20 protein-coding genes and 2 tRNA genes are annotated in these 22,975 nt (G+C 70.0%); 20 read left to right on the top strand and 2 right to left on the bottom strand.

From position 1 onward, the window contains the following. The first annotated feature begins 53 nt into the window (after positions 1 to 53). From AOK11_RS17275 to AOK11_RS17225, 11 genes are all read left to right on the top strand, one after another. Complete coding sequence (locus AOK11_RS17275; RefSeq protein ID WP_055594617.1) at positions 54 to 515, top strand: TIGR02611 family protein; 462 nt, start codon at positions 54 to 56, stop codon at positions 513 to 515. A 78-nt stretch (positions 516 to 593) separates the two neighbouring features. Next, a tRNA-Val gene (locus AOK11_RS17270) sits at positions 594 to 665 on the top strand. Between the two features lie 435 nt (positions 666 to 1,100). Next, on the top strand, positions 1,101 to 2,402 hold the full coding sequence (locus AOK11_RS17265; protein WP_055594616.1) for an ABC transporter substrate-binding protein: 1,302 nt from the start codon (positions 1,101 to 1,103) through the stop codon (positions 2,400 to 2,402). Further along, entirely contained in the window at positions 2,402 to 3,403 is a 1,002-nt protein-coding gene (locus AOK11_RS17260; protein WP_055594615.1) for a carbohydrate ABC transporter permease, read from the top strand. Before AOK11_RS17265 ends, AOK11_RS17260 begins: the two co-directional genes overlap by 1 nt. Beyond that, positions 3,400 to 4,332, top strand: a complete 933-nt coding sequence (locus tag AOK11_RS17255) for a carbohydrate ABC transporter permease (protein ID WP_055594614.1) — start codon at positions 3,400 to 3,402, stop codon at positions 4,330 to 4,332. The genes AOK11_RS17260 and AOK11_RS17255 overlap by 4 nt, the downstream gene beginning before the upstream one ends. A 12-nt stretch (positions 4,333 to 4,344) precedes the next feature. Then, positions 4,345 to 4,944: a hypothetical protein gene (locus AOK11_RS17250; RefSeq protein ID WP_055594613.1), complete on the top strand. Its 600-nt coding sequence runs from the start codon at positions 4,345 to 4,347 to the stop codon at positions 4,942 to 4,944. Positions 4,945 to 5,043: 99 nt separating this feature from the next. Then, positions 5,044 to 7,779 carry an exo-rhamnogalacturonan lyase family protein gene (locus tag AOK11_RS17245; protein WP_055594612.1) on the top strand — a complete coding sequence of 912 codons (2,736 nt, stop codon included), beginning with the start codon at positions 5,044 to 5,046 and terminating at the stop codon, positions 7,777 to 7,779. Between the two features lie 50 nt (positions 7,780 to 7,829). Then, entirely contained in the window at positions 7,830 to 8,279 is a 450-nt protein-coding gene (locus tag AOK11_RS17240; RefSeq protein ID WP_055594611.1) for an SRPBCC family protein, read from the top strand. A gap of 39 nt (positions 8,280 to 8,318) precedes the next feature. Beyond that, positions 8,319 to 8,390: transfer RNA gene (locus AOK11_RS17235), tRNA-Val, on the top strand. Positions 8,391 to 8,633: 243 nt separating this feature from the next. After that, positions 8,634 to 10,610, top strand: a complete 1,977-nt coding sequence (thrS, locus tag AOK11_RS17230) for a threonine--tRNA ligase (RefSeq protein ID WP_055594610.1) — start codon at positions 8,634 to 8,636, stop codon at positions 10,608 to 10,610. A gap of 140 nt (positions 10,611 to 10,750) precedes the next feature. After that, positions 10,751 to 11,311 carry an HIT family protein gene (locus tag AOK11_RS17225; protein WP_055594609.1) on the top strand — a complete coding sequence of 187 codons (561 nt, stop codon included), beginning with the start codon at positions 10,751 to 10,753 and terminating at the stop codon, positions 11,309 to 11,311. A gap of 63 nt (positions 11,312 to 11,374) precedes the next feature. Here the strand turns inward: AOK11_RS17225 and AOK11_RS17220 are convergent, their stop codons facing one another. Together AOK11_RS17220 and AOK11_RS17215 are read right to left on the bottom strand one after the other, a co-directional pair. Next, positions 11,375 to 13,030: a hypothetical protein gene (locus tag AOK11_RS17220; RefSeq protein ID WP_055594608.1), complete on the bottom strand. Its 1,656-nt coding sequence runs from the start codon at positions 13,028 to 13,030 to the stop codon at positions 11,375 to 11,377. Positions 13,031 to 13,337: 307 nt separating this feature from the next. Further along, the gene (locus AOK11_RS17215; RefSeq protein ID WP_055594607.1) at positions 13,338 to 15,533 is read right to left on the bottom strand and encodes an elongation factor G-like protein EF-G2; all 2,196 of its coding nucleotides are present in this window, start codon (positions 15,531 to 15,533) and stop codon (positions 13,338 to 13,340) included. Positions 15,534 to 15,839: 306 nt separating this feature from the next. Here AOK11_RS17215 and pgsA point away from each other — a divergent pair, with 306 nt between their 5' ends. The 9 genes from pgsA to ruvA form a co-directional block, all read left to right on the top strand. Beyond that, entirely contained in the window at positions 15,840 to 16,598 is a 759-nt protein-coding gene (gene pgsA / locus AOK11_RS17210) for a phosphatidylinositol phosphate synthase (RefSeq protein ID WP_167353807.1), read from the top strand. Continuing rightward, positions 16,595 to 17,527, top strand: coding sequence for a phosphatidylinositol mannoside acyltransferase (locus AOK11_RS17205; protein WP_055594605.1), 933 nt, complete (start codon positions 16,595 to 16,597; stop codon positions 17,525 to 17,527). The genes pgsA and AOK11_RS17205 overlap by 4 nt, the downstream gene beginning before the upstream one ends. Further along, positions 17,524 to 18,687 (top strand): glycosyltransferase family 4 protein, encoded by a 1,164-nt coding sequence (locus tag AOK11_RS17200; protein WP_055594604.1) that lies wholly within the window; start codon positions 17,524 to 17,526, stop codon positions 18,685 to 18,687. Before AOK11_RS17205 ends, AOK11_RS17200 begins: the two co-directional genes overlap by 4 nt. 151 nt (positions 18,688 to 18,838) lie before the next feature. Continuing rightward, complete coding sequence (locus AOK11_RS17195) at positions 18,839 to 19,381, top strand: hypothetical protein (protein WP_055594603.1); 543 nt, start codon at positions 18,839 to 18,841, stop codon at positions 19,379 to 19,381. A gap of 185 nt (positions 19,382 to 19,566) precedes the next feature. Beyond that, positions 19,567 to 20,478, top strand: a complete 912-nt coding sequence (gene pdxS, locus AOK11_RS17190; RefSeq protein ID WP_055594602.1) for a pyridoxal 5'-phosphate synthase lyase subunit PdxS — start codon at positions 19,567 to 19,569, stop codon at positions 20,476 to 20,478. Between the two features lie 9 nt (positions 20,479 to 20,487). After that, a complete protein-coding gene (gene pdxT, locus AOK11_RS17185) occupies positions 20,488 to 21,093 on the top strand; it encodes a pyridoxal 5'-phosphate synthase glutaminase subunit PdxT (protein ID WP_055594601.1) in 606 nt (201 codons plus the stop codon). Positions 21,094 to 21,141: 48 nt separating this feature from the next. Continuing rightward, positions 21,142 to 21,894 carry a YebC/PmpR family DNA-binding transcriptional regulator gene (locus AOK11_RS17180; RefSeq protein ID WP_055594600.1) on the top strand — a complete coding sequence of 251 codons (753 nt, stop codon included), beginning with the start codon at positions 21,142 to 21,144 and terminating at the stop codon, positions 21,892 to 21,894. A 201-nt stretch (positions 21,895 to 22,095) separates the two neighbouring features. Further along, the gene (gene ruvC / locus AOK11_RS17175; RefSeq protein WP_079034911.1) at positions 22,096 to 22,734 is read left to right on the top strand and encodes a crossover junction endodeoxyribonuclease RuvC; all 639 of its coding nucleotides are present in this window, start codon (positions 22,096 to 22,098) and stop codon (positions 22,732 to 22,734) included. Beyond that, positions 22,731 to 22,975, top strand: a 245-nt coding sequence (gene ruvA / locus AOK11_RS17170; RefSeq protein WP_276204826.1) for a Holliday junction branch migration protein RuvA, incomplete at its 3' end; no start/stop codon positions are given. The genes ruvC and ruvA, both read left to right, overlap by 4 nt.

The following is a 22,975-nucleotide window of genomic DNA, read 5'->3' as shown; positions in this document are numbered from 1 at the left end:
CGCGAGCTGAGCCCGTTCCGGTGAAGTGAGGGGCTCCGGTAGTGTTTGGCCGTATGAACACGGGGAGTGACACACCCGGCGAGGCGGCCATGACGGCGGATCGAGCGGGGATGGACAGGGCAGACCAGGCATCGGACGAACGGGCGCTGGGTTCCAGGGCGCCGGCCTTCGTCAAAGCGCGCCGCACCCTGCACCTGAGCTGGCAGGTGGGCGTCTTCGTCGTGGGGCTCGCGGTCGTGATGGCCGGTGCCGCCATGCTGGTGCTCCCCGGGCCGGGCTGGGTGGTGATCTTCGGCGGCATGGCGATCTGGGCGACCGAGTTCGTCTGGGCCCAGCTGGTGCTCCGGTGGACCAAGCGCAAGGTCACCGAGGCGGCGCAGCGCGCACTCGATCCCCGGGTGCGGCGCCGGAACATCATCCTGACCACCGTCGCCCTCGTGATCGGGACCGCGCTGGCCGGGATCTACCTGTGGAAGTTCGGCCTCGTGATGCCCTGGAAGATCGAGAACCAGTGAGCCGCGGCGGGGGTGCGAGCACCGGTCCCCGCCCGTCACGGGCACTCCCTGACATGGGGTAATGTTCTTCCTGCGTCCGGGCGATTAGCTCAGTGGGAGAGCGCTTCGTTCACACCGAAGAGGTCACTGGTTCGAACCCAGTATCGCCCACCGGATCGCACCGCAGCCCGGCTCACCGACAGTGAGCCGGGCCGCGGTGCGTCCGCGTGTCCCCGGCGGCGCGCGCGGGTGTGTGGCGGTGAGGCCGCGCGATGCCTCCGCCCGGTGCCCCGCGCCCGCCCGACAGGTGGTGCGACCGCCCTGCCCGCGCCGGCCTTCACTCAACCGTGACCTTGCGGGCCCCGCGCTCCGGCGGGCCCGGCGGTGTTCGGTCCCTCGGTCGGGCCGCGTGGACCTGGGTGTTTCCGTCCGTCTCCGTCCGTCTCGGCCGAAGGGGTGCGAGCCGTCGCGGCTCCCGCCCGGCCGGTGCGCCCATCAATTCCTGTCCGAATCATTGACGCGCTCGTGGGTCCTCCGTACTTTGTGCCAGCAAGCGCTTACTTGAAACGATTCATGAGGCGGACGCGACGTCGCGGGGAGGCTCGTATGCAGCAGGGCGGGAATGCGGAGGGGCAGGCCGGAAGGCGGACGGTCCTCAAAGCGGCGGGAGCCTCGCTGGCCGTAGCGGGGCTGGGCGCCACGGCCACCGCGTGCGGCGGGGGAAGCGGATCGAGCAAGGGGACTGTGACACTCCGTTACTCCTGGTGGGGCGCCGAGGACCGGGCCGAACGCATCAACAAGACCATCGCGCTCTTCGAGGAGAAGTACCCGAAGATCAAGATCAAGACCGACTTCCAGCCATACCCCGACTTCTGGAAGAAGTTCAACACGCAGGCGTCCGGAGGGAATCCTCCGGACGTGTTCCAGAATGCCATCGGATTCCTCCGCAAATACGATGCGAAGAATGTGCTGCTCGACCTCAACGGGCAGGTGAAGGCCGGCAACCTCTCCATGGACGGATTCCGGGCGGGTCTGGAGAAGTTCGGCGAGGTCGACGGCAAGCTCCTCGGCGTGCCCGTGGGGTCGAACTCGCTGGCCCTGGTCATCGACAAGCCCGTCTACACCCGGGCCGGCATCAAGCCCGAACAGGGGTGGACCTGGGACGACTTCGACGAGGCGATGGTGAGGATCCGCGACAGGGCGGGCCGGGCCGGAGACAGCGGCATGTACGGCGTCATGTACCTCTACGACCTGTATCTGCGGCAGAACGGAAAGGTGTTCTTCACCGAGGACGGCCTGGGCTTCACCGAGGCGGATCTGACCCAGTGGTGGACCAAGGCGGAGAAGGGCGTCAGGACCGGCCTGTTCGCCGACCCGAAGAAGGTCGCCCAGATCAAGCCCAAGTCGGCGCTCTCCGCCGAACTCGCCGGAAGCGAGTTCACCTGGGACAACTTCACCGTCCGCTACACCTCCGAGGGCAAGAGCGAGTACGGCCTCGCGCCCATCCCGACCACGGACGGCAGGAAGACCGGTCAGTACCTCGGCTCCCTGATGCTCAGTGCCTCCAAGCGCACCCAGCACCCCGAGGAAGTGGCCCGGTTCATCGACTTCATGGTGCACGATCCCGAGGTCGCCAAGATCATGGGATACGACCGCGGTGTGCCCACGACGCAGGCCCAGTTCGACGCGTACCGGCCGACCGACCCGGTCAACAAGGCGATCGCGGCCTACGAGCAGTCCCTCGTCGAGGCGGACGTCCTGGAGCCCATCACCCCGCACCCGAACGGCGCCGACATCTGCGAGGCCGCGTTCCTGCGCATCGCCGAGGAGCTGGGCCTGGGCAAGCGCTCCGTGGCGGACGCCGTCAAGCAGTTCTTCACCGAGTCGAAGACGGCTCTCGCCGGCTGATGGGAAGCGCCGTGACACACGCCCCTGCGACGGAGGACCTCACCCGGGACTCCGAGCCGCGGCACGGTCCGGTGAAGTCCCCGCGCCCCGCCGCCCTCAAGCGGCGGGGCCGCCGGGAGAACCTGGCCGGCTACCTCTTCATGTCGCCCTGGATCGCCGGGTTCCTGCTGCTGACGGCGGGCCCGATGGCCGCCTCGCTCTACTTCGCGTTCACCGACTACAACCTGTTCGACGCTCCCCGGTGGATCGGCCTGGACAACTTCTCCGAGATGTTCGCGGACCCGCGCTGGCGCCACTCGGTGCAGGTCACGCTCTGGTACGTGGTCGTGGGTACGCCGATCAAACTGATCGCGGCGCTCGGGGTGGCGCTGCTGCTGGCCCAGAAGCGGCGCGGGCAGGCCTTCTACCGGGCCGCCTTCTACGCGCCGTCGCTGATCGGGGCGAGCGTCTCCGTCGCCATCGTGTGGAAGGCGATCTTCTCCGACGACGCGGTCGTCGACCGCACGCAGAAGCTCTTCGGCATCGACGCCGGCGGCTGGACCGGTGACCCGGACCTGATCATCTACAGCCTGGTGGCGCTCACCGTCTGGCAGTTCGGCGCCCCCATGGTCATCTTCCTGGCCGGCCTGAAGCAGGTGCCGCGCGAACTGTACGAGGCGGCGGACGTCGACGGAGCGGGCAGACTCCGGCAGTTCTGGAACATCACCCTGCCGATGATCTCCCCGGTCCTCTTCTTCAACGTGCTGCTGGAGACCATCCACTCCTTCCAGATCTTCAGCTCGGCCTACATCGTCGGCGGCGGCGCCGGGGGCAACGCCTGCGGTCCCGCGGACGGAACCATGGTCTATACCTGTTATCTGTACGTCCAGGGCTTCGAGAACAGCCGGATGGGCCTGGCCTCCGCGATGGCGTGGATGCTGCTGGTCGCGGTCGCCCTGGTCACCGCGGTGCTCTTCTGGTCCCAGAAGCGCTGGGTGCACTACGAGGAGGGCGGCCGATGAGCTCCCCCGATCTCTCGACTTCGCTCGGTCGGGGGGCACCCCCCTCGGCCCCCGACGGCACACCGGCCCGGTCCACGAGGGCGGGGGCCCTGCGGCGCCGTCTGCCCGGCTCGCTCGCCTGGCACACAGGATCGCTGGCGATCCTCGCGGTGATCCTCTACCCGGTGATCTGGGTCATCGGCGGGTCCTTCAAGAACAGTGAGGACATCGTCGGCAGCCTGGACCTCTTCCCGGCCGACCCGATCACCGCCAACTACACGAGCCTCGCCGACGGCATCGCGGACATCCAGATCTCCACGTTCTTCGTCAACTCGCTCTTTCTCGCCGTCGGTTCGGTGGTCGGGATCGTGGTGTCCTGCTCACTGACCGCCTACGCCTTCGCGAAGATCAGGTTCACCGGCCGCAATCTGCTCTTCACCCTGATGATCGGCACCCTGCTGCTGCCGTACCACGTGCTGCTCATCCCGCAGTACGTGCTCTTCCGCAACATGGACATGATCAACACGTACACCCCGCTCCTGCTGGGGAAGTACCTGGCCACGGAGGCGTTCTTCGTCTTCCTGATGGTGCAGTTCATGCGCAACCTGCCCAGGGAACTCGACGAGGCGGCACGCCTCGACGGCTGCGGGCACTTCCGCATCTACTGGTCGATCGTGCTCCCGCTGTGCCGGCCGGCCCTGATCACCAGTGCCATCTTCACCTTCATCAACGTCTGGAACGACTTCATGGGTCCGCTGATCTACCTCAACGAGCCCGGCAAGTACACCGTTTCACTCGGGCTGAAGATGTTCGTCGACCAGGAAGGGGTGGCGAACTACGGCGGCATGATCGCCATGTCCCTCGTCGCGCTCCTGCCGGTGCTGGCCTTCTTCCTGGCCTTCCAGCGCTACCTCATCGACGGCATGGCCACGTCCGGGCTGAAGGGCTGAGGTGAACCGATCGTGACCGAGGCCCGCACCGGGAACCGTGCCGCACGCGGCGAGTCACCGCTCGCCGGGAAGTTCGCCCTGTTCGCCGAGTGCCTGCTCACCGGGGTGTGGATCGCGCTGGCCTCGCTGCCGCTGGTCACCTACCCCGCCGCGTTCGCGGCCGGCTCGCGGCACCTCGGACGGCAGCTCGCCCATGAACGCGGCGGGCTGAGGGAGTTCACGGCCGACTTCCGGTCGGCGCTGCGCGGCGGTTGGCTCGTCGGACTCGCCGGGTGGGCCGCCCTCGCCGTGGTCTGGGTGGACGTGCGGGCCGTACGGGCCGGACTGCCGGGCGGCGAGCTCGTGGGCGCCGTCGGCGTGCTCGCCCTGATCGCGGCGGTCGTCGCCGGGCTGCGCGCGGCGGCCTCCTGGTGGCCCGGGGCCTCCTGGCGGTCGCTGGGCGCGCAGGCTGCCCGCCGCACCGTGCTCGATCCCGTCGGGTCCTTCCTGATCGTCGGCGGGCTGGCCGTGGTGGTCTGCTCCGCCTGGTTCAGCGCGCCGCTCGCTCTGCCCGTCCTGGGCGCGGTCGCGGCGGCGGCCGTCGCCGTGGAGGAGCGCCACCGGCACCGCTGACGGGCGGTGCCTTCCGTACCAGGGACGGTGCCCCGGCGCCGCACCCTTGCCTGTCATGCCCTTGACATCCCCTTGCATCCCGCACGGAAAGGAAAGGCCATGTCCCCCATCCCCCGCAGGTCCCTCCTGAAGGCAGCCGCCGTGGCAGGCGCCGCCGCCCAGTTCAGCCGGGCCCTCGGCAGCCGCGACGCCGCCGCCGCACCGAGGGCCGAGAACGCCGGCGACGACCCCGTGATCCTGGACTGGCTCGAGGACGGCGGCCTCGGCGCGGCACCCGGATCCACCGTCGGCGTGCCCTGGCCCAAGGGCGTCCACCGCGACGACCAGACCTTCGCGTTGAGCGACGCCGACGGCAGGGCCGTCCCCGTACAGTCCTGGCCCCTCGCCTACTGGCCCGACGGCTCCCTGAAGTGGACCGCGCACGCGGTCAGTTCCAGCACCGGCAAGCTCACCCTGACCACCGGCGCTCCCGCGGCACCGCAGAAGAAGGTCACCGTCGACCGGCGCGGCGCCACCATCGACATCTCGACCGGCGTCATCACCGCGAGAATCGGCAGGTCCGGCGCCACCCTCGTCAAGTCCGTCACCCGCGGCCCGACCGAGATCGCCAGGAACGGACGCCTCGTCCTGCTGCGCCAGCCCGAGTCCGAGGACGGCGACCAGACCACCGTCAGGACCGAGCGCTTCGACGGCGCCATCGACGAGGTCACCGTCGAACAGGCGGGACCGGTCCGCGCCGTCGTCCGCGTCGACGGCAAACACCGCAAGGGCCACCGCAGTTGGCTGCCCTTCTCCATCCGCCTCTACTTCTACGCGGGCGCCGACTCCTTCCGCATGGTGCACACCGTCACCTACGACGGACAGCAGGAACCCGGCAGGGCGAGCGGCGACTTCATCCGCGGCATCGGCGTCCGCTTCACCGTGCCCCTGCGCGACGAGTCCTACGACCGGCACATCCGCCTCGGCGGCGAGGGCACGGGAATGCTGCGCGAGGCCGTCAAGGGCATCACCGGACTGCGCCGCGACCCGGGCGCCGCCGTGCAGGCCGCCCAGTTCGCGGGCGAGAAGCTGCCCGATCCCGCCACCTGGGACCAACGGGTCACCACCCGCCTGCAGTACATCCCCGAATGGGGCGACTACACCCTCTCCCAGCTCTCCGCCGACGGCTTCGCCCTGCGCAAGCGCACCAAGAAGGGCTACGGCTGGATCGGCGCAGGCGGCGGACGACGAGCCTCCGGCTTCGGCTACGTCGGCGGAGTCGGCGGCGGACTCTCCTTCGGTCTGCGCGACTTCTGGGAGAAGCACCCCGCCCAGCTCGACATCCGCGACGCCCACACCGACGCGGCCGAGGTCACCCTCTGGCTCTGGTCGCCGGAAGCGCAACCCATGGACCTGCGCTTCTACCACGACGGCATGGGTCAGGACACCTTCCCCGAACAGCTCGAAGGCCTGAACATCACCTACGAGGACTACGAGCCCGAGTTCGGCACCCCCTACGGCATCGCCCGCACCTCCGAACTCCTCTTCTGGGCCAACGAGTCGACCCCGAGCGCCGAGGAACTCGCCCAACAGGTCGAGGCCGTCCGCGTCCTCCCGCAGCTCGCCGCACCGCCGAAGCAGCTCATCGGCGCGAAGGTGTTCGGCCCCGGCCTGTTCTCCGCACCCGACCGCTCCACCCCGGCCAAGGCGAAGATCGAGGACCACCTCGACTTCCTCTTCACCTACTACAAGGACCAGGTGGAGATGCGCCGTTGGTACGGCTTCTGGGACTACGGCGACATCATGCACACCTACGACACCGTCCGCCACCAGTGGCGCTACGACGTCGGCGGCTACGCCTGGGACAACTCCGAACTCTCGCCCGACCTCTGGCTCTGGTACGCCTACCTGCGCTCCGGCCGCGCCGACATCTTCCGCTTCGCCGAGGCGATGACCCGGCACACCGGCGAGGTCGACGTCTACCACCTGGGCAAGTGGGCCGGCCTCGGCACCCGGCACGGCGTCCAGCACTGGGCCGACAGCGCCAAGCAGCAGCGCATCGCCAACACCACCTACCGGCGCTACTACTACTTCCTCACCGCCGACGAACGCGTCGGCGACCTCATGCACGCCAACGTCGACTCCGACGAGACCTTCCTCGTCCTCGACCCCATCCGCAAGATCCGCACCGAGCCGTACACCCCCGACCGGCACGCCCTGTCCATCGGCTTCGGCACCGACTGGAGCGGCCTGGTCTCGGCCTGGCTCACCGAATGGGAACGCCGGGGCCCGAAATGGAAGAAGGCGAAAGCACGCGTCCTGTCCACCATGGAGACCATCGCGGCCCAGCCCAACGGATTCGTCCAGGGCACCGGACTGTACGACCTGGACACCGGGAAGTTCGCGATCGCCGAGGAACCCGTGGTCGGCGTCTCCCACTTGTCGGCCGTCTTCGGCCTGAACGAACTGTGCGCCGAACTCATCGACCTGGTCGACATGCCGGCCTTCGACGAGGCCTACTACGACTACTGCCGCTACTTCAACGCCACCAAGGCGGAGCAGGCGGCCCGTTACGGCTCGAACTTCGGCAGCCTGATCCTCTTCCAGGGCCATTCCCGCCTGGACGCCTACGCCGCCGTGCAGACCGGTGACGACAAGCTCGCCGACCGGGCGTGGGACAAGTTCTACCGCTCCGACGGCTACCAGGAGTCCGCGCCCTGGAAGACCGAGAAGGTGACCGGACCGACCGCCCTGGTCGCCGGCAGTGAGGCCGCCTGGGTGTCCACCAACGACACCGCGCTCTACGGCCTCGCCGCCATCGAGAACCTCGCCCTGCTGGGACACCGGATGCCGTAAGAGGCGGCAGCAGACCGTACGTCCCGGGTGCGGGCGGGCACACTCCCTCCATGGACCGGAACCATTACCGCTTCCGCAGCCTGTGGAGCCTGCCCGCGCCCGCCGGACCGGTGTACGACGCCCTGGAGCGCATCGAGGACTATCCCCGCTGGTGGCCGCAGGTGCGTGAGGTGGCCCGGCTCGACGCCACCGGCGGGGTCGTCCGGATCCGCTCCGTGCTGCCCCTCGACCTGGTGACGACCCTGCGGGAGACCCGGCGCGACCCCTTGGCCGGAGTCCTCGAAGTACGTCTGTCCGGGGATCTCGACGGCTGGGCCCGCTGGACCGTCACCCCCACCGGCCCCGGCGGCACACTCGCCCGCTACGACCAGGAGGCCGGCCTCCGCAAACCCCTGCTGCGCCGCCTCGCCGTGCCAGGACGCCCCCTCTTCCACGCCAACCACGCCCTGATGATGCGCTCCGGGCGGCGCGGCCTGACCGCTTACCTCCAAGCGGTTTGAACCGAGCACGTCCGGCCCTGTATCGTTCAGTCCGTTCCCGGGCGATTAGCTCAGTGGGAGAGCGCTTCGTTCACACCGAAGAGGTCACTGGTTCGAACCCAGTATCGCCCACCGGGAAAGCCGGTCCGCCCCAGGCGGACCGGCTTCTTCGCGCTCAGGGCCATCCACGTGCCCGGAAAAAACTCCGCACCGCCAATGGCGGCCACCGGCACGGCGCGAGGGACGCGGGCGGGGACGGCGGCACGTACGGTCGCGGCAATGATTTCGACCCGCACCGGTCCGGGTCGGTACGATCGCACCTATGCGTGCGCTCAGGTATGGCGCCGCGGCCCAGCCTTCAGTCAGGAGAGACCGGTGTCAGACGTCCGTGTGATCATCCAACGCGATTCCGAGCGGGAAGAACGCGTGGTGACGACGGGCACCACGGCCGCCGAGCTCTTCGCCGGCGAACGCTCGGTCATCGCCGCGCGGGTGGCCGGTGAGCTCAAGGACCTCGCCCATGAGGTCAGCGACGGCGACACCGTCGAAGCCGTCGAGATCTCGTCCCCGGACGGCCTCGCCATCCTGCGCCACTCCACCGCGCACGTCATGGCCCAGGCCGTGCAGGAGCTGTTCCCCGAGGCCAAGCTGGGCATCGGCCCGCCGGTCAAGGACGGCTTCTACTACGACTTCGACGTCGACAAGCCCTTCCACCCCGATGACCTCAAGGCCATCGAGAAGCGCATGCAGGAGATCCAGAAGCGCGGGCAGCGCTTCGCCCGCCGCGTGGTCACGGACGACGAGGCCCGCGAGGAACTGGCCGACGAGCCGTACAAGCTCGAGCTGATCGGCCTCAAGGGCTCCGCGTCGCACGACGACGGCGCGGACGTCGAGGTCGGCGCCGGCGAGCTGACGATCTACGACAACCTCGACGCCAAGACCGGCGACCTGTGCTGGAAGGACCTCTGTCGCGGTCCCCACCTGCCGACCACCCGGAACATCCCGGCGTTCAAGCTGATGCGCAACGCCGCCGCCTACTGGCGCGGCAGCGAGAAGAACCCGATGCTCCAGCGCATCTACGGCACCGCCTGGCCGTCCAAGGACGAGCTGAAGGCGCACCTGGAGTTCCTCGCCGAAGCCGAGAAGCGCGACCACCGCAAGCTCGGCTCCGAGCTGGACCTGTTCTCCATCCCGGAGCAGATCGGCTCCGGCCTCGCCGTCTTCCACCCCAAGGGCGGCATCATCCGCCGGGTCATGGAGGACTACTCGCGGCGCCGCCACGAGGAGGAGGGCTACGAGTTCGTCTACACCCCGCACGCGACGAAGGGGAAGCTCTTCGAGACCTCGGGCCACCTGGACTGGTACGCCGACGGCATGTACCCGCCCATGCAGCTCGACGAGGGCGTGGACTACTACCTCAAGCCCATGAACTGCCCGATGCACAACCTGATCTTCGACGCGCGCGGCCGGTCGTACCGTGAACTGCCCTTGAGGCTCTTCGAGTTCGGCACGGTCTACCGCTACGAGAAGTCGGGTGTCGTGCACGGTCTGACCCGCGCCCGCGGCTTCACCCAGGACGACGCGCACATCTACTGCACCCGCGAGCAGATGGCGGACGAGCTCGACAAGACGCTCACCTTCGTGCTCGGCCTGCTGCGCGACTACGGCCTGACCGACTTCTACCTGGAGCTGTCCACCAAGGATCCGGAAAAGTTCGTCGGCACCGACGAGGCCTGGGAAGAGGCCACCGAGACACTGCGCCAGGTCGCCGAGAAGCAGGGCCTGCCGCTGGTCCCGGACCCGGGCGGCGCCGCCTTCTACGGCCCGAAGATCTCGGTGCAGACCAAGGACGCCATCGGCCGCACCTGGCAGATGTCGACGATCCAGCTCGACTTCAACCTGCCGGAGCGCTTCGACCTGGAGTACACGGCCGCGGACGGCTCCAAGACCCGCCCGGTCATGATCCACCGCGCGCTGTTCGGATCGATCGAGCGGTTCTTCGCGGTGATGCTGGAGCACTACGCGGGTGCCTTCCCGGCGTGGCTGGCACCGGTGCAGGCGGTGGGCATCCCGGTCGGCGACGCCCACGTGGAGTACCTGGAGAAGTTCGCCGCCGACGCGAAGCGCAAGGGCCTGCGCGTCGAGGTGGACTCCTCCTCGGACCGCATGCAGAAGAAGATCCGCACGCAGCAGAAGCTCAAGGTCCCGTTCATGGTCATCGTCGGCGACGACGACATGAACGCGGGCACGGTCTCCTTCCGCTACCGCGACGGTTCGCAGGAGAACGGCATTCCGCGTGACGAGGCCATCGCCAAGCTCGTTGATGTGGTGGAGCGTCGCGTTCAGGTGTGACGCGGTCCCCGCCGCCGCGGGGATGGTCCGTTCATACCGGTTGTCGGACACATGAAGGTGCTGTTACTCCCCGCCGACGCGGGGATCGGCCCCCGGGAGCGAGCCCGGGGGCCTTTGTCCTACCCCTGTGGCGAAGCCATATGCTGGACCTCATGACGAGTGAGCCGGAACAGCAGCTGGGAGTGGGAACGCCCGACGCGTTCCAGCGTCTGTGGACGCCGCACCGGATGGCCTACATCCAGGGCGAGAGCAAGCCGAGCGGTCCCGGCGCCGACGACGGGTGCCCCTTCTGCTCGATCCCGGCCAAGTCCGACGACGACGGGCTGATCGTCAAGCGGGGTGAGCATGTGTACGTGGTGCTCAACCTCTACCCCTACAACGGTGGCCACCTGATGACCGTGCCCTATCGACATGTCGCCGACTACACGGATCTCACCGACGCGGAAACGGTCGAGTTGGCCGAACTGACCAAGCAAGCGATGACAGCTCTGCGCGCCGCGTCCGGCGCTCATGGCTTCAATATCGGAATGAACCAGGGTTCGGCGGCCGGCGCGGGCATCGCTGCCCACCTGCACCAGCACATCGTGCCGCGTTGGGGCGGCGACACCAATTTCCTTCCCGTGATCGGCCACACGAGGGTACTGCCGCAACTGCTGGCCGACACCCGCAAGATGCTCGCGGAGGCCTGGCCCACGGCGTGATCCGCCCGTGCGGCGAGCGGCGGGACAGCAGCCTCGGCGACTGCCCCGCCCACGGCCGGAGGCCTACGCGTCGTACACGTCGGCCTTCTTGGGCGCCGCGTCCTGGATCGCCCCGCTGAGGGACGAGGACCGGGCACCGAACTTCTCCGTGTCCACGCCGTTCTCCTTCAGCACCTTGATCGCCGCCGAGTGCACCGCCCGGAGGACCGGCGTGGCCGCGCGCAGCGCGTCGTCGGCCATGAAGCGGTGCCGCCACGGCTTGTCCGCCCAGGCGTGCCGCAGCCCGAAGGGCTCGGGCAGCGAGAGCTTGCCGCCCAGCCAGTAGAGCAGCGGCGGATACCAGGTCAGCGGCGCACGGGCGGCCAGGCGCACCACCTCGTCGGTGTCGACCAGCGGGAGCTTCACCGTCCGGGTCTCCCAGAACCTGACCGACTTCTGGACGCTCTTCTCCTTGGCGGCCGGCTTGCTCGTGAACAGGGAGTGCACCGGGCCCAGGGCGTGTCCGGTGACCTCGATGCGCAGCGTCTCGTGCAGCACCGTCACCGTGATCAGCATGGTGAGGACCAGCTGGCCGTCCCACAGGGTCCACTGCACGCCCAGATAGTGCCGGTCGCCCGCGCCGAACTGCTGGTTGTTGCAGATCTCCTGTATGGCGTGCGGCTTGATCCGGTAGGCCTCGACGTCGGTGCCGTCGGGCCGGGAGACCCCGTCCGCGTTCTCCCCGATCGGCGTGACGATCCAGTGCCGCACCGTCGGCTTGGGGAAGCCGCCGGTGTGCAGCGGGCCGCGCTCCAGCATCCGCAGCCGGTCGTGGACGGCCTTGATGACGTCCCAGCTGCGGAACGGGTTGATCTCCCGGTCCGGGTCGATCGGGAGCAGCTCCTCGGCGAGCTGCCAGCTGCCCCAACGCGTGCCCATGCCGAGTATCCCCTTGGGCCCGGCGTAGAACACGGAATTGGACTGCTGCTCGGCGCTGAGCCGGGCCAGCGACTGCCGCAGCTCCTCGGCGGCCGTCTCGCCGGGGCTGCTCGGCACCGCCTCGGGCACCTTGGCGCCCACGCTGCCGCCGGAGAGGAGGCTGCTCCAGCGCTCCCTGAGGTCCCGTGCCGTGCGCTCGCAGATCCGCTTGGCCCAGAACCAGCCGATCACCGGGGCGACGACACAAGCGCGCGCGTACCAGCCCCAGAATCCGTCGAAGGGCATCCGGAGCAGGAAGACCACGGCGAGGAGTCCCATCGCGACCAGCAGCGTGGTGGCGAGCGCGCCGGCCCGCTTGTCCTCGCGCCGGGCGATGGTGGTGCGGATCTGGAAGACCAGCAGCCAGACCAGCAGTCCGGGCAGGAACAGCACACCGCACAGCACCATCACGGCACTGAGCCAGTTGTCCCGTTCCCTGCGGATGCGGTGGGCCGCGAGGCTGTGCTCCACGACCGCCTGCGGCTGGGTGCCGAAGGACTGGATGAGCGGTGCCCGCCCGGAACCCAGCATCCGGTCGATGATCGCCCGGGAGAACGCCTCGCCCAGATTCGGCCGGAACAACGCGATCCGGGGCTTGCTGACGGACGACTTGTGCCACTCGGTGTTGGCCTTGAGTATCTCGTCGGCCTCATTGTCCCGGTAGGCGGCCGAAGCCAGCGCGAACGTCGGGGTCTGCCCCTCGTCGCCGGTGCGTGGCACCTGCGGACCGAAGAACTCCGCGTAACCGCCTTCAACGGCCATTCCCGCCCCCGATCGCCGCGACTGTCGTCTTGCGGCCTTCCCGACTTCCTTGCTCCGCACACCTGTTGAACTGGTCTTCAGGGTATCCGTCGCCGACGGCGTCCGTCGGCGGACGGCCGAAAGCCGCCTGCCGGTACGAAGTGAGGCTTCCCGGGACGTGTTCCGTCACTTGCGGACGCGTGCACGGGCTTATGTCCGGGCGCGGTGGTGCGCGGGCGCCCGCGGGGCCGCCGGAACGGTCCCGCGGGCGCCCGGCGCCGAATTCCGGGCCGTGGCGATGAGGAGGAGGCATGTGCCCCGTCCGCCGTCAGGCGCTGAGCGCCTCCTCCCGGACCCGCTCGGCGACCTGCGACGGCATCGGCTCGTGCCGCACGTACCGGCGGCTGAAGCGCGCGGTGCCGTGCGAGAGCGCCCGCAGATCCACGCTGTACCGGCCGATCTCGATCTCCGGGACCTCGGCCCTGATGAGGGTCCGGCCGCCCGCCGACTGTTCGGTGCCGAGCACCCGGCCGCGCCGGCCGGACAGATCGCTCATCACCGGACCCACGTAGTCGTCACCGACCAGCACGCTCACCTCGGCCACCGGCTCCAGGAGATTGATCCGCGCGTCCGCGGCCGCCTCCCGCAGCGCCAGCGCGCCGGCCGTCTGGAAGGCCGCGTCGGAGGAGTCCACCGAGTGCGCCTTGCCGTCCCTCAGCGTCACCCGTACGTCGATCAGCGGGTGACCGGCCGCGACTCCCTTGGCGGCCTGGGCCCGTACGCCCTTCTCGACGGACGGGATGAACTGCCGTGGCACCGCGCCGCCGACGACCTTGTCCACGAACTCGATGCCCGAACCGCCCGGCAGCGGCTCCACGTCGATCTCGCAGATGGCGAACTGTCCGTGCCCGCCGGACTGCTTGACGTGCCGTCCGCGCCCGGAGGCCTTGTCGCCGAACGTCTCGCGCAGCGGCACCCGGTGGGCCACGACGTCCACCTGGACGCCGTACCGGTTGCGCAGGCGCTCCAGGGCCACGTCCGCGTGGGCCTCGCCCAGGCACCACAGGACCACCTGGTGGGTGTCCTGGTTGTGCTCCAGGCGCATGGTGGGGTCCTCCGCGACGAGGCGGGCCAGCCCCTGCGAGAGCTTGTCCTCGTCCGGTTTGCTGTGGGCCTGGATGGCCAGGGGCAGCAGTGGGTCGGGCATCTCCCAGGGTTCCATCAGCAGGGGATCGTCCTTGGCGGACAGGGTGTCCCCGGTCTCCGCGCGGCCCAGTTTCGCCACGCACGCGAGATCGCCCGCGATGACGTGGGACACCGGGCGCTGCTGCTTGCCGAACGGCGTGGACAGGGCGCCGATCCGTTCGTCGACGTCGTGGTCCTCGTGGCCCCGGTCGACCAGTCCGTGCCCCGAGACGTGCACCGTCTGGTCGGCGCGCAGGGTGCCGGAGAACAGCCGGATCAGCGAGATCCGCCCGACGTACGGGTCGGACGACGTCTTGACGACCTCCGCGACCAGCGGGGCGTCGGGGTCGCACGGGTTCAGCTCGCGCGGTGTGCCGTCGATGGTGGTCACCGGCGGTGTGCCGTGTTCCAGCGGGGTCGGGAAGCCGCCGGTGATCAGCTCCAGCAGTTCGACCGTGCCGAGGCCCTGGCGGGCATCCTCGGCCGCGGGGGCGGCGGCCAGGACGGGGAAGAACGCACCGCGCGCGACGGCCTTCTCCAGGTCCTCGATCAGGGTCTTGACGTCGCACGACTCGCCGCCGAGGTAGCGGTCCATGAGGGTCTCGTCCTCGCTCTCCGCGATGATCCCCTCGATCAGCCGGTTGCGGGCCTCCTCGATCAGCGGCAGCCGGTCCGGTTCGGGCTCGTGCTCCTCGCGCTCGCCGGAGGAGTAGTCGAACAACTTCTGGGTCAGCAGCCCGATCAGACCCGTCACGGGCGCGTGCCCGTCGGCCCCCTCCAAACCGTGCAGCGGCAGGTACAGCGGCAGTACGGCGTCGGGGTCGTCCCCGCCGAACGTCTCCGCGCACACGCGCGTCATCTCGTCGAAGTTCGCGCGTGCCGCCTCCAGGTGCGTGACGACGATGGCCCGCGGCATGCCGACGGCCGCGCACTCGTCCCACACCATGCGGGTGGAGCCGTCCACCCCGTCGGAGGCCGAGACGACGAAAAGGGCCGCGTCCGCCGCTCGCAGACCGGCCCTGAGCTCACCGACGAAGTCGGCGTACCCGGGGGTGTCCAACAGGTTGATCTTGATGCCGTCCCATTCGAGGGGCACCAGGGAGAGCTGTACCGAGCGCTGCTGCCGGTGCTCGATGTCGTCGTAGTCGGAGACGGTCCCGCCGTCCTCCACCCGGCCCGCCCGGTTCACGGCTCCGGCGGTCAGTGCGAGAGCCTCCACCAAGGTGGTCTTGCCCGATCCGGAGTGGCCGACCAGCACCACATTCCGTACGGACGTGGGGTGGTCGGCCGCCTGTGCCCTTCCGGCGGCTCCGGGCTGTGTGTGCGCCTTGTCGCCCATGGTCCTGCCTCCCGTGCACGGTGAGGTCACTGTGGGCGCGGACTCGCGGAATCCTCCCCGGGGCCTGGCCCGGGGCACCCCGAGCGGTGACGGCTCCGGCGACGCCCGCGGTCCTTCGAGCTTTCCACTCCCGTCACGGTGCGTCCATACGAAGGACGCGATCCCGCCTCCCGGCGCCACCCGGCCGTGCCCCCGGACGTCCCGAGTCCGGCCCCGGCCGAGACTTCCGGCCCGGTCCGGCCCGCGGACCCGTGCGACGGCGGTCCCCGTACCGGGTCCTCGGGTGCCCGGCCGTCGGTGACACGCATGCGTGACTACGATGGGCCAGCCGGTGGCCAGTGGGGCCACACGGCCACACCGACCGTCGGGAAGGCCATGCTGAACAAGTACGCGCGTGCATTCTTCACGCGTGTCCTCACACCGTTCGCCGCGTTTCTCATCCGGCGGGGGGTCAGCCCGGACACGGTCACGCTCATCGGCACCGCCGGCGTGGTCGCGGGCGCGCTGGTCTTCTACCCCATGGGCGAGTTCTTCTGGGGCACGGTCGTGATCACGCTGTTCGTGTTCTCCGACCTCGTCGACGGCAACATGGCCCGCCAGCTGGGCCGCTCCAGCCGCTGGGGGGCCTTCCTCGACTCCACCCTCGACCGGGTCGCCGACGGGGCCGTCTTCGGCGGCTTCGCCCTGTGGTACGCGGGCGGGGGCGACGACATCGTCCTGTGCGCCGTGTCGATCTTCTGCCTGGCCAGCGGCCAGGTGGTGTCGTACACCAAGGCGCGCGGCGAGTCGATCGGACTGCCGGTGGCCGTGAACGGGCTGATCGAGCGGGCCGAGCGGCTCGTGATCTCGCTGGTCGCGGCCGGTCTGGCGGGCCTGCACGCCTTCGGTGTGCCCGGCATCCAGTACCTGCTGCCGGTCGCCCTGTGGATCGTCGCCGTCGGCAGCCTGATCACGTTGATCCAGCGGGTCGTCACGGTGCGCCGGGAGTCCGCCGAGGCGGAGGCCGCGGAGGAGCAGGAGGCCGCCGGGGAGCAGGAGGCCCGCGGGAGCGGGGCCGCGAAGTGAGCGCGCGGGACCGCCTGAGCGACGCTCTGTACGGTGCCGGCTGGGCCACCGTCAAGAAGCTCCCCGAACCCGTCGCCGTGCGGCTCGGCCGGACCATCGCCGACCTCGCCTGGAAGCGGCGCGGCCAGGGCGTGCAGCGGCTGGAGAGCAACTACGCGCGCGTGGTGCCCGACGCGAGCCCCGAGCGGCTCGCCGAACTGTCCCGCGCGGGCATGCGTTCGTACCTGCGGTACTGGATGGAGTCCTTCCGGCTGCCCGCCTGGAGTCCGGAGCGCATCGCGAACGGCATCGACATCAAGGACATCCACCGAGTGACCGACGGCATGGCGGCCGGCAAGGGCGTCGTCCTCGCGCTGCCGCACCTCGCCAACTGGGATCTCGCGGGCGCCTGGGCCACCACCGGGCTCGGCATCCCGTTCACCACCGTCGCCGAACGGCTGAAGCCGGAAACGCTGTACGACCGCTTCGTCGCCTACCGGGAGGGCCTCGGCATGGAGGTGCTCCCGCACAGCGGCGGCAGCGCGTTCGGCACGCTGGCCCGGCGGCTGCGCGACGGGGGGCTGGTCTGCCTGGTCGCCGACCGCGACCTGTCGGCCTCCGGCGTGGAGGTCGAGTTCTTCGGCGAGACCGCGCGGATGCCGGCCGGCCCCGCCCTGCTCGCCCAGCACACCGGGGCGCTGCTGCTGCCGGCGACGCTCTGGTACGACGACTCGCCCGTGATGCGGGGCCGGGTCCATCCAGCGGTCCCGGTCCCCGAGTCAGGTACGCGGGCCGAGAAGACGTCCGTCATGACACAGGCGCTGGCCGACGCCTTCGCCACGGGGATCGCCGACCACCCGGAGGACTGGCACATGTTGCAGCGGTTGTGGCTCAAGGATCTCGATCCCGCGCGGGAACCCGATCAGGACGCCCGGGAGGGAACCCCATGAGGATCGGCATCGTCTGCCCGTACTCCTGGGACGTGCCGGGCGGCGTCCAGTTCCACATCCGCGATCTGGCCGAGTACTTCATCCGCCTCGGCCACGAGGTGTCCGTCCTCGCCCCGGCCGACGACGAGACGCCGCTGCCGCCGTACGTCGTCTCGGCCGGCCGTGCGGTGCCGGTGCCGTACAACGGCTCGGTGGCCCGGCTCAACTTCGGCTTCCTGTCGGCGGCCCGGGTACGGCGTTGGCTCCACGAGGGCGCCTTCGACGTGATCCACATCCACGAGCCGACCTCGCCCTCGCTCGGCCTGCTGGCCTGCTGGGCGGCCCAGGGACCCATCGTCGCCACCTTCCACACGTCCAATCCGCGCTCCAGGGCCATGGTCGCCGCGTACTCCATCCTGCAGGCGGCACTGGAGAAGATCAGCGCACGGATCGCGGTGAGCGAGTACGCCCGCCGCACGCTCGTCGAACACCTCGGCGGCGACGCGGTGGTGATCCCGAACGGGGTGGACGTCGACTTCTTCGCCCGCGCCGAGCCCCGGCCCGAGTGGCAGGGCGACACGATCGGCTTCATCGGCCGCATCGACGAGCCCCGCAAGGGCCTGCCGGTGCTGATGGGCGCCCTGCCGAAGATCCTCGCCGCCCGCCCGCAGACGCGGCTGCTGGTCGCGGGGCGCGGCGACGAGAAGGAGGCGGTGGAGGACCTGCCCGCCGAACTCCGTTCCCGGGTCGAGTTCCTCGGCATGGTCAGCGACGAGGACAAGGCCCGCTTCCTGCGCAGCGTCGACCTGTACGTGGCGCCCAACACCGGCGGCGAGAGCTTCGGCATCATCCTGGTCGAGGCGATGTCCGCGGGGGCGCCGGTGCTCGCCTCCGACCTGGACGCCTTCGCCCAGGTGCTCGACCGGGGGGCGGCCGGCGAACTGTTCCCCAACGAGGACGCCGACGCGCTCGCCGAGGCCGCGGTACGCCTCCTGGGGGACCCGGAGCGGCGCGCGAAGCTGCGCGAGCGGGGCAGCGCCCACGTCCGCCGCTTCGACTGGTCGACCGTCGGCGCGGACATCATGTCCGTCTACGAGACGGTGACCGCCGGAGCGGCGGCGGTGGCCGCAGACGAACGGACGACGGGGCTGTGGTCGCGCTTCGGGCTGGCGAGGGACTGAGGGCGGCCGAGGACCGAGGGCAGTTGTTCGGCCGGGCCCAGGACACGGCAGCCCGCACCTCCGGTGAACGGCGACGAGCGCCGGCGCCGGCCCCCGGGGCGCCCCGGGCGCTCGGCCGGGCGGGTGCGGTGTCCCGGTAGCCTTGCCGCCCGTGACCGCAACCCTGATCTGGATCCTTGTCGCCCTCGTCGTGATCGGCCTCTACCTGAGCTGGACGGCGGGGCGGCTGGACCGGCTGCACGCCCGGATCGACGCCGCCCGCGCCGCAATGGACGCGCAGTTGCTGCGCCGCGCCTCCGTGGCCCAGGAACTGGCCACGTCAGGGGTGCTCGACCCCGCCGCCTCGATCGTGCTCTACGAGGCCGCGCACGCCGCGCGGCAGGCGGTGGAGGAGCAGCGGGAGGTCGCCGAGAGCGAACTGAGCCAGGCGCTGCGGGCCGTTTTCGCCGAGCCGCAGCAGGTCGACGCGGTCAAGGAGGCTCCCGGGGGAGAGAACGCGACCGTGGAACTCGCCGAGGCGGTCCGCAGGGTGCCCATGGCCCGCCGTTTCCACAACGACACCGTACGGGCCGCACGCGCCCTGCGCCGGCACCGGAAGGTGCGCTGGTTCCGGCTGGCGGGACACGCGCCGTTCCCGATGGCGTTCGAAATGGACGACGAACCGCCGGCCGCCCTGATCGAACGCGCGGCCTAGGGCCTGTCCCGCGTCTCCGGAATGATCCGCCGGGCGGGCCCCGGTCGGCGGCACTCACCGGGAGAGCTGCCGGGAGCTCCGCCCAAAACGATCCACCGCCTCTTCATTGGCTCTTGCTGTGGACTGGTTCGTTCACGTTTCCTCAGTGCTGTAGAACTCCCCCTTCGTCATCAGTGAGGTCACTCGTGTCCAGCACGCTCTCCGAAAACCAGGGTCCCGAGACCGGCACCGCCCGCGTGAAGCGCGGCATGGCCGAGCAGCTCAAGGGCGGCGTGATCATGGACGTCGTCACGCCGGAGCAGGCGAAGATCGCCGAGGACGCGGGCGCCGTCGCCGTCATGGCGCTGGAGCGCGTGCCCGCCGACATCCGCAAGGACGGCGGCGTGGCCCGTATGTCCGACCCGGACATGATCGAGGGCATCATCGCGGCGGTCTCCATCCCGGTCATGGCCAAGTCCCGCATCGGCCACTTCGTCGAGGCGCAGGTGCTGCAGTCGCTCGGCGTCGACTACATCGACGAGTCCGAGGTCCTCACCCCGGCCGACGAGGTCAACCACTCCGACAAGTGGTCGTTCACCACCCCCTTCGTCTGCGGTGCCACCAACCTCGGCGAGGCCCTGCGCCGCATCGCCGAGGGCGCCGCGATGATCCGCTCCAAGGGCGAGGCCGGCACCGGCAACGTCGTCGAGGCCGTGCGCCACCTGCGTCAGATCAAGAACGAGATCGCCCGGCTGCGCGGCTTCGACAACCACGAGCTGTACGCCGCCGCCAAGGAGCTGCGCGCCCCGTACGAGCTGGTCAAGGAGGTTGCCGAGCTGGGCAAGCTGCCGGTGGTGCTGTTCTCCGCCGGTGGTGTCGCCACCCCCGCCGACGCCGCCCTGATGCGTCAGCTCGGCGCCGAGGGCGTCTTCGTCGGCTCCGGCATCTTCAAGTCCGGCGACCCGGCCAAGCGTGCGGCCGCCATCGTCAAGGCGACCACCTTCTTCGACGACCCCAAGGTGATCGCGGAGGCGTCCCGCAATCTCGGCGAGGCCATGGTCGGCATCAACTGCGACACCCTTCCCGAGACCGAGCGCTACGCCAACCGCGGCTGGTAGGCACCGGGCATGAGCGACATCGTCATCGGTGTCCTGGCCCTCCAGGGCGACGTACGGGAGCACCTCGTCGCCCTGGCCGCGGCCGGCGCCGTCGCCAGGCCGGTGCGGCGCCCGGAGGAACTCGCCGAGGTCGACGGCTTGGTGCTCCCCGGCGGGGAGTCCACCACCATCTCCAAGCTGGCCGTCCTGTTCGGTCTGATGGAGCCCCTGCGCGCACGCGTGCAAGGCGGTATGCCGGTCTACGGCACCTGCGCCGGGATGATCCTGCTCGCCGACAAGATCCTCGACCCGCGCTCCGGTCAGGAGACCGTGGGAGGCGTCGACATGATCGTGCGCCGCAACGCGTTCGGACGGCAGAACGAGTCGTTCGAGGCGGCGGTCGAGGTCAGGGGCGTCGAGGGCGGCCCCGTGCACGGAGTCTTCATCCGCGCTCCCTGGGTCGAGTCCGCCGGCGCCGGTGCGGAGGTGATCGCCGAGCACGACGGCCACATCGTCGCCGTCCGTCAGGGCAACGCACTGGCCACGTCGTTCCACCCGGAACTGACGGGAGATCACCGGGTGCACGGCCTGTTCGTCGACATGGCACGCGGGTACAAGGCGGCCGGACCCTTGTAGGATTCCTGCGTTCGTTGCAGAGATGGGTTACGCGAAGGAGACAGGCAGATGTCCGGCCACTCTAAATGGGCCACGACGAAGCACAAGAAGGCCGTGATCGACGCCAAGCGCGGCAAACTCTTCGCGAAGCTGATCAAGAACATCGAGGTCGCCGCGCGTATGGGCGGTGTCGATCTGGAGGGCAACCCGACCCTCTACGACGCCGTTCAGAAGGCCAAGAAGCAGTCGGTGCCGAACAAGAACATCGACTCCGCCATCAAGCGCGGCGGCGGTCTCGAGGCCGGTGGCGCCGACTACGAGACGATCATGTACGAGGGCTACGGCCCGAACGGTGTCGCGGTGCTCATCGAGTGCCTCACCGACAACCGCAACCGTGCCGCCTCCGACGTGCGCGTCGCGATGACCCGCAACGGCGGCTCGATGGCCGACCCGGGTTCGGTGTCGTACCTGTTCCACCGCAAGGGCGTCGTGATCGTCCCCAAGGGCGAGCTGACCGAGGACGACGTCCTCACCGCCGTCCTGGACGCGGGCGCCGAGGAGGTCAACGACCTCGGTGAGTCCTTTGAGGTGCTCAGCGAGGCCACCGATCTGGTCGAGGTCCGTACCGCTCTGCAGGACGCCGGGATCGACTACGACTCCGCCGAGGCCAACTTCGTCCCGACCATGCAGGTCGAGCTGGACGAGGAGGGCGCCAAGAAGATCTTCAAGCTGATCGACGCGCTGGAGGACAGCGACGACGTGCAGAACGTCTTCGCCAACTTCGACGTGAGCGACGAGATCATGGAGAAGGTCGACGCGTAGCGCTGCCGCGTGCACGACGGTTCCGGCGGGCCGATGGGACACCTCCCCATCGGCCCGCCGCTCCTGTCGGTGGCAGCCGATAGCCTGGCACACGTCAAGGATCACCGTCCGCCGGACCGCAACCATCGATTGAGGAACCCCGACGGCGATCGACCAGGTCCGCGGGAGCGGCGGCGGATCAGCCGCGAAGAGGGGTGCAGGGTGCGTGTACTGGGGGTGGACCCGGGACTGACGAGGTGCGGTGTCGGGGTGGTCGAAGGGGTCGCGGGGCGACCGCTGACCATGCTCGGTGTGGGCGTCGTGCGCACGCCCGCCGACGCCGACCTCGGTCACCGTCTCGTCGCCGTCGAGCAGGGCCTCGAGCAGTGGCTGGACGAGTATCGGCCGGAGTTCGTCGCCGTCGAGCGCGTCTTCAGCCAGCACAACGTCCGTACGGTGATGGGCACCGCCCAGGCGAGCGCCGTCGCCCTGCTGTGCGCCTCCCGCCGCGGGATCCCCGTCGCCCTGCACACCCCCAGCGAGGTCAAGGCGGCCGTGACCGGTTCCGGGCGCGCGGACAAGGCCCAGGTCGGTGCGATGGTCACCCGTCTGCTGCGGCTGGACGCGCCTCCGAAGCCCGCCGACGCGGCAGACGCTCTCGCCCTCGCCATCTGCCACATCTGGCGGGCCCCCGCGCAGAACCGCCTCCAGCAGGCCGCCGCCCTGCACGCCTCCCGCACCGCCCCGCGCGCGACCCCTGCGCGCACGGCCGCCTCGAAGGCGTCCGGCCGGAGAACACCCACAGCACCGATCCCCTCATCGAACCCATCGCCCAACCCATCGAAGGGGCGCACCGCATGATCGCCTTCGTCAGCGGCACGGTCGCCGCACTCGCCCCCGACACCGCGGTCGTCGAGATCGGCGGCGTCGGCATGGCCGTCCAGTGCACGCCGAACACGCTGTCCACGCTGCGCGTCGGCCAGACCGCCCGGCTCGCCACCTCCCTCGTCGTACGCGAGGACTCGCTCACCCTCTACGGCTTCGCGGACGACGACGAGCGGCAGACCTTCGAACTGCTGCAGACCGCCAGCGGCGTCGGGCC

It is taken from the genome of Streptomyces hirsutus, assembly GCF_001418415.1.
Lineage (GTDB): Bacteria > Actinomycetota > Actinomycetes > Streptomycetales > Streptomycetaceae > Streptomyces > Streptomyces hirsutus.
The sequence above is the reverse complement of the archived record's forward strand: the minus strand, read 5'-3'. Positions and strand labels throughout refer to the sequence as shown.

What these genes read in the sequence shown, in the direction of transcription:
- pgsA (WP_167353807.1), top strand. Translation starts at nt 15,840, where the DNA reads ATGCGTGACTACGATGGGCCAGCCGGTGGCCAGTGGGGCCACACGGCC.
- AOK11_RS17225 (WP_055594609.1), top strand. Translation starts at nt 10,751, where the DNA reads ATGCTGGACCTCATGACGAGTGAGCCGGAACAGCAGCTGGGAGTGGGA.
- AOK11_RS17255 (WP_055594614.1), top strand. Translation starts at nt 3,400, where the DNA reads ATGAGCTCCCCCGATCTCTCGACTTCGCTCGGTCGGGGGGCACCCCCC.
- AOK11_RS17220 (WP_055594608.1), bottom strand. Translation starts at nt 13,030, where the DNA reads ATGGCCGTTGAAGGCGGTTACGCGGAGTTCTTCGGTCCGCAGGTGCCA.
- AOK11_RS17245 (WP_055594612.1), top strand. Translation starts at nt 5,044, where the DNA reads ATGTCCCCCATCCCCCGCAGGTCCCTCCTGAAGGCAGCCGCCGTGGCA.
- AOK11_RS17180 (WP_055594600.1), top strand. Translation starts at nt 21,142, where the DNA reads ATGTCCGGCCACTCTAAATGGGCCACGACGAAGCACAAGAAGGCCGTG.
- AOK11_RS17215 (WP_055594607.1), bottom strand. Translation starts at nt 15,533, where the DNA reads ATGGGCGACAAGGCGCACACACAGCCCGGAGCCGCCGGAAGGGCACAG.
- AOK11_RS17275 (WP_055594617.1), top strand. Translation starts at nt 54, where the DNA reads ATGAACACGGGGAGTGACACACCCGGCGAGGCGGCCATGACGGCGGAT.
- AOK11_RS17260 (WP_055594615.1), top strand. Translation starts at nt 2,402, where the DNA reads ATGGGAAGCGCCGTGACACACGCCCCTGCGACGGAGGACCTCACCCGG.
- pdxT (WP_055594601.1), top strand. Translation starts at nt 20,488, where the DNA reads ATGAGCGACATCGTCATCGGTGTCCTGGCCCTCCAGGGCGACGTACGG.
- AOK11_RS17240 (WP_055594611.1), top strand. Translation starts at nt 7,830, where the DNA reads ATGGACCGGAACCATTACCGCTTCCGCAGCCTGTGGAGCCTGCCCGCG.
- AOK11_RS17265 (WP_055594616.1), top strand. Translation starts at nt 1,101, where the DNA reads ATGCAGCAGGGCGGGAATGCGGAGGGGCAGGCCGGAAGGCGGACGGTC.
- AOK11_RS17200 (WP_055594604.1), top strand. Translation starts at nt 17,524, where the DNA reads ATGAGGATCGGCATCGTCTGCCCGTACTCCTGGGACGTGCCGGGCGGC.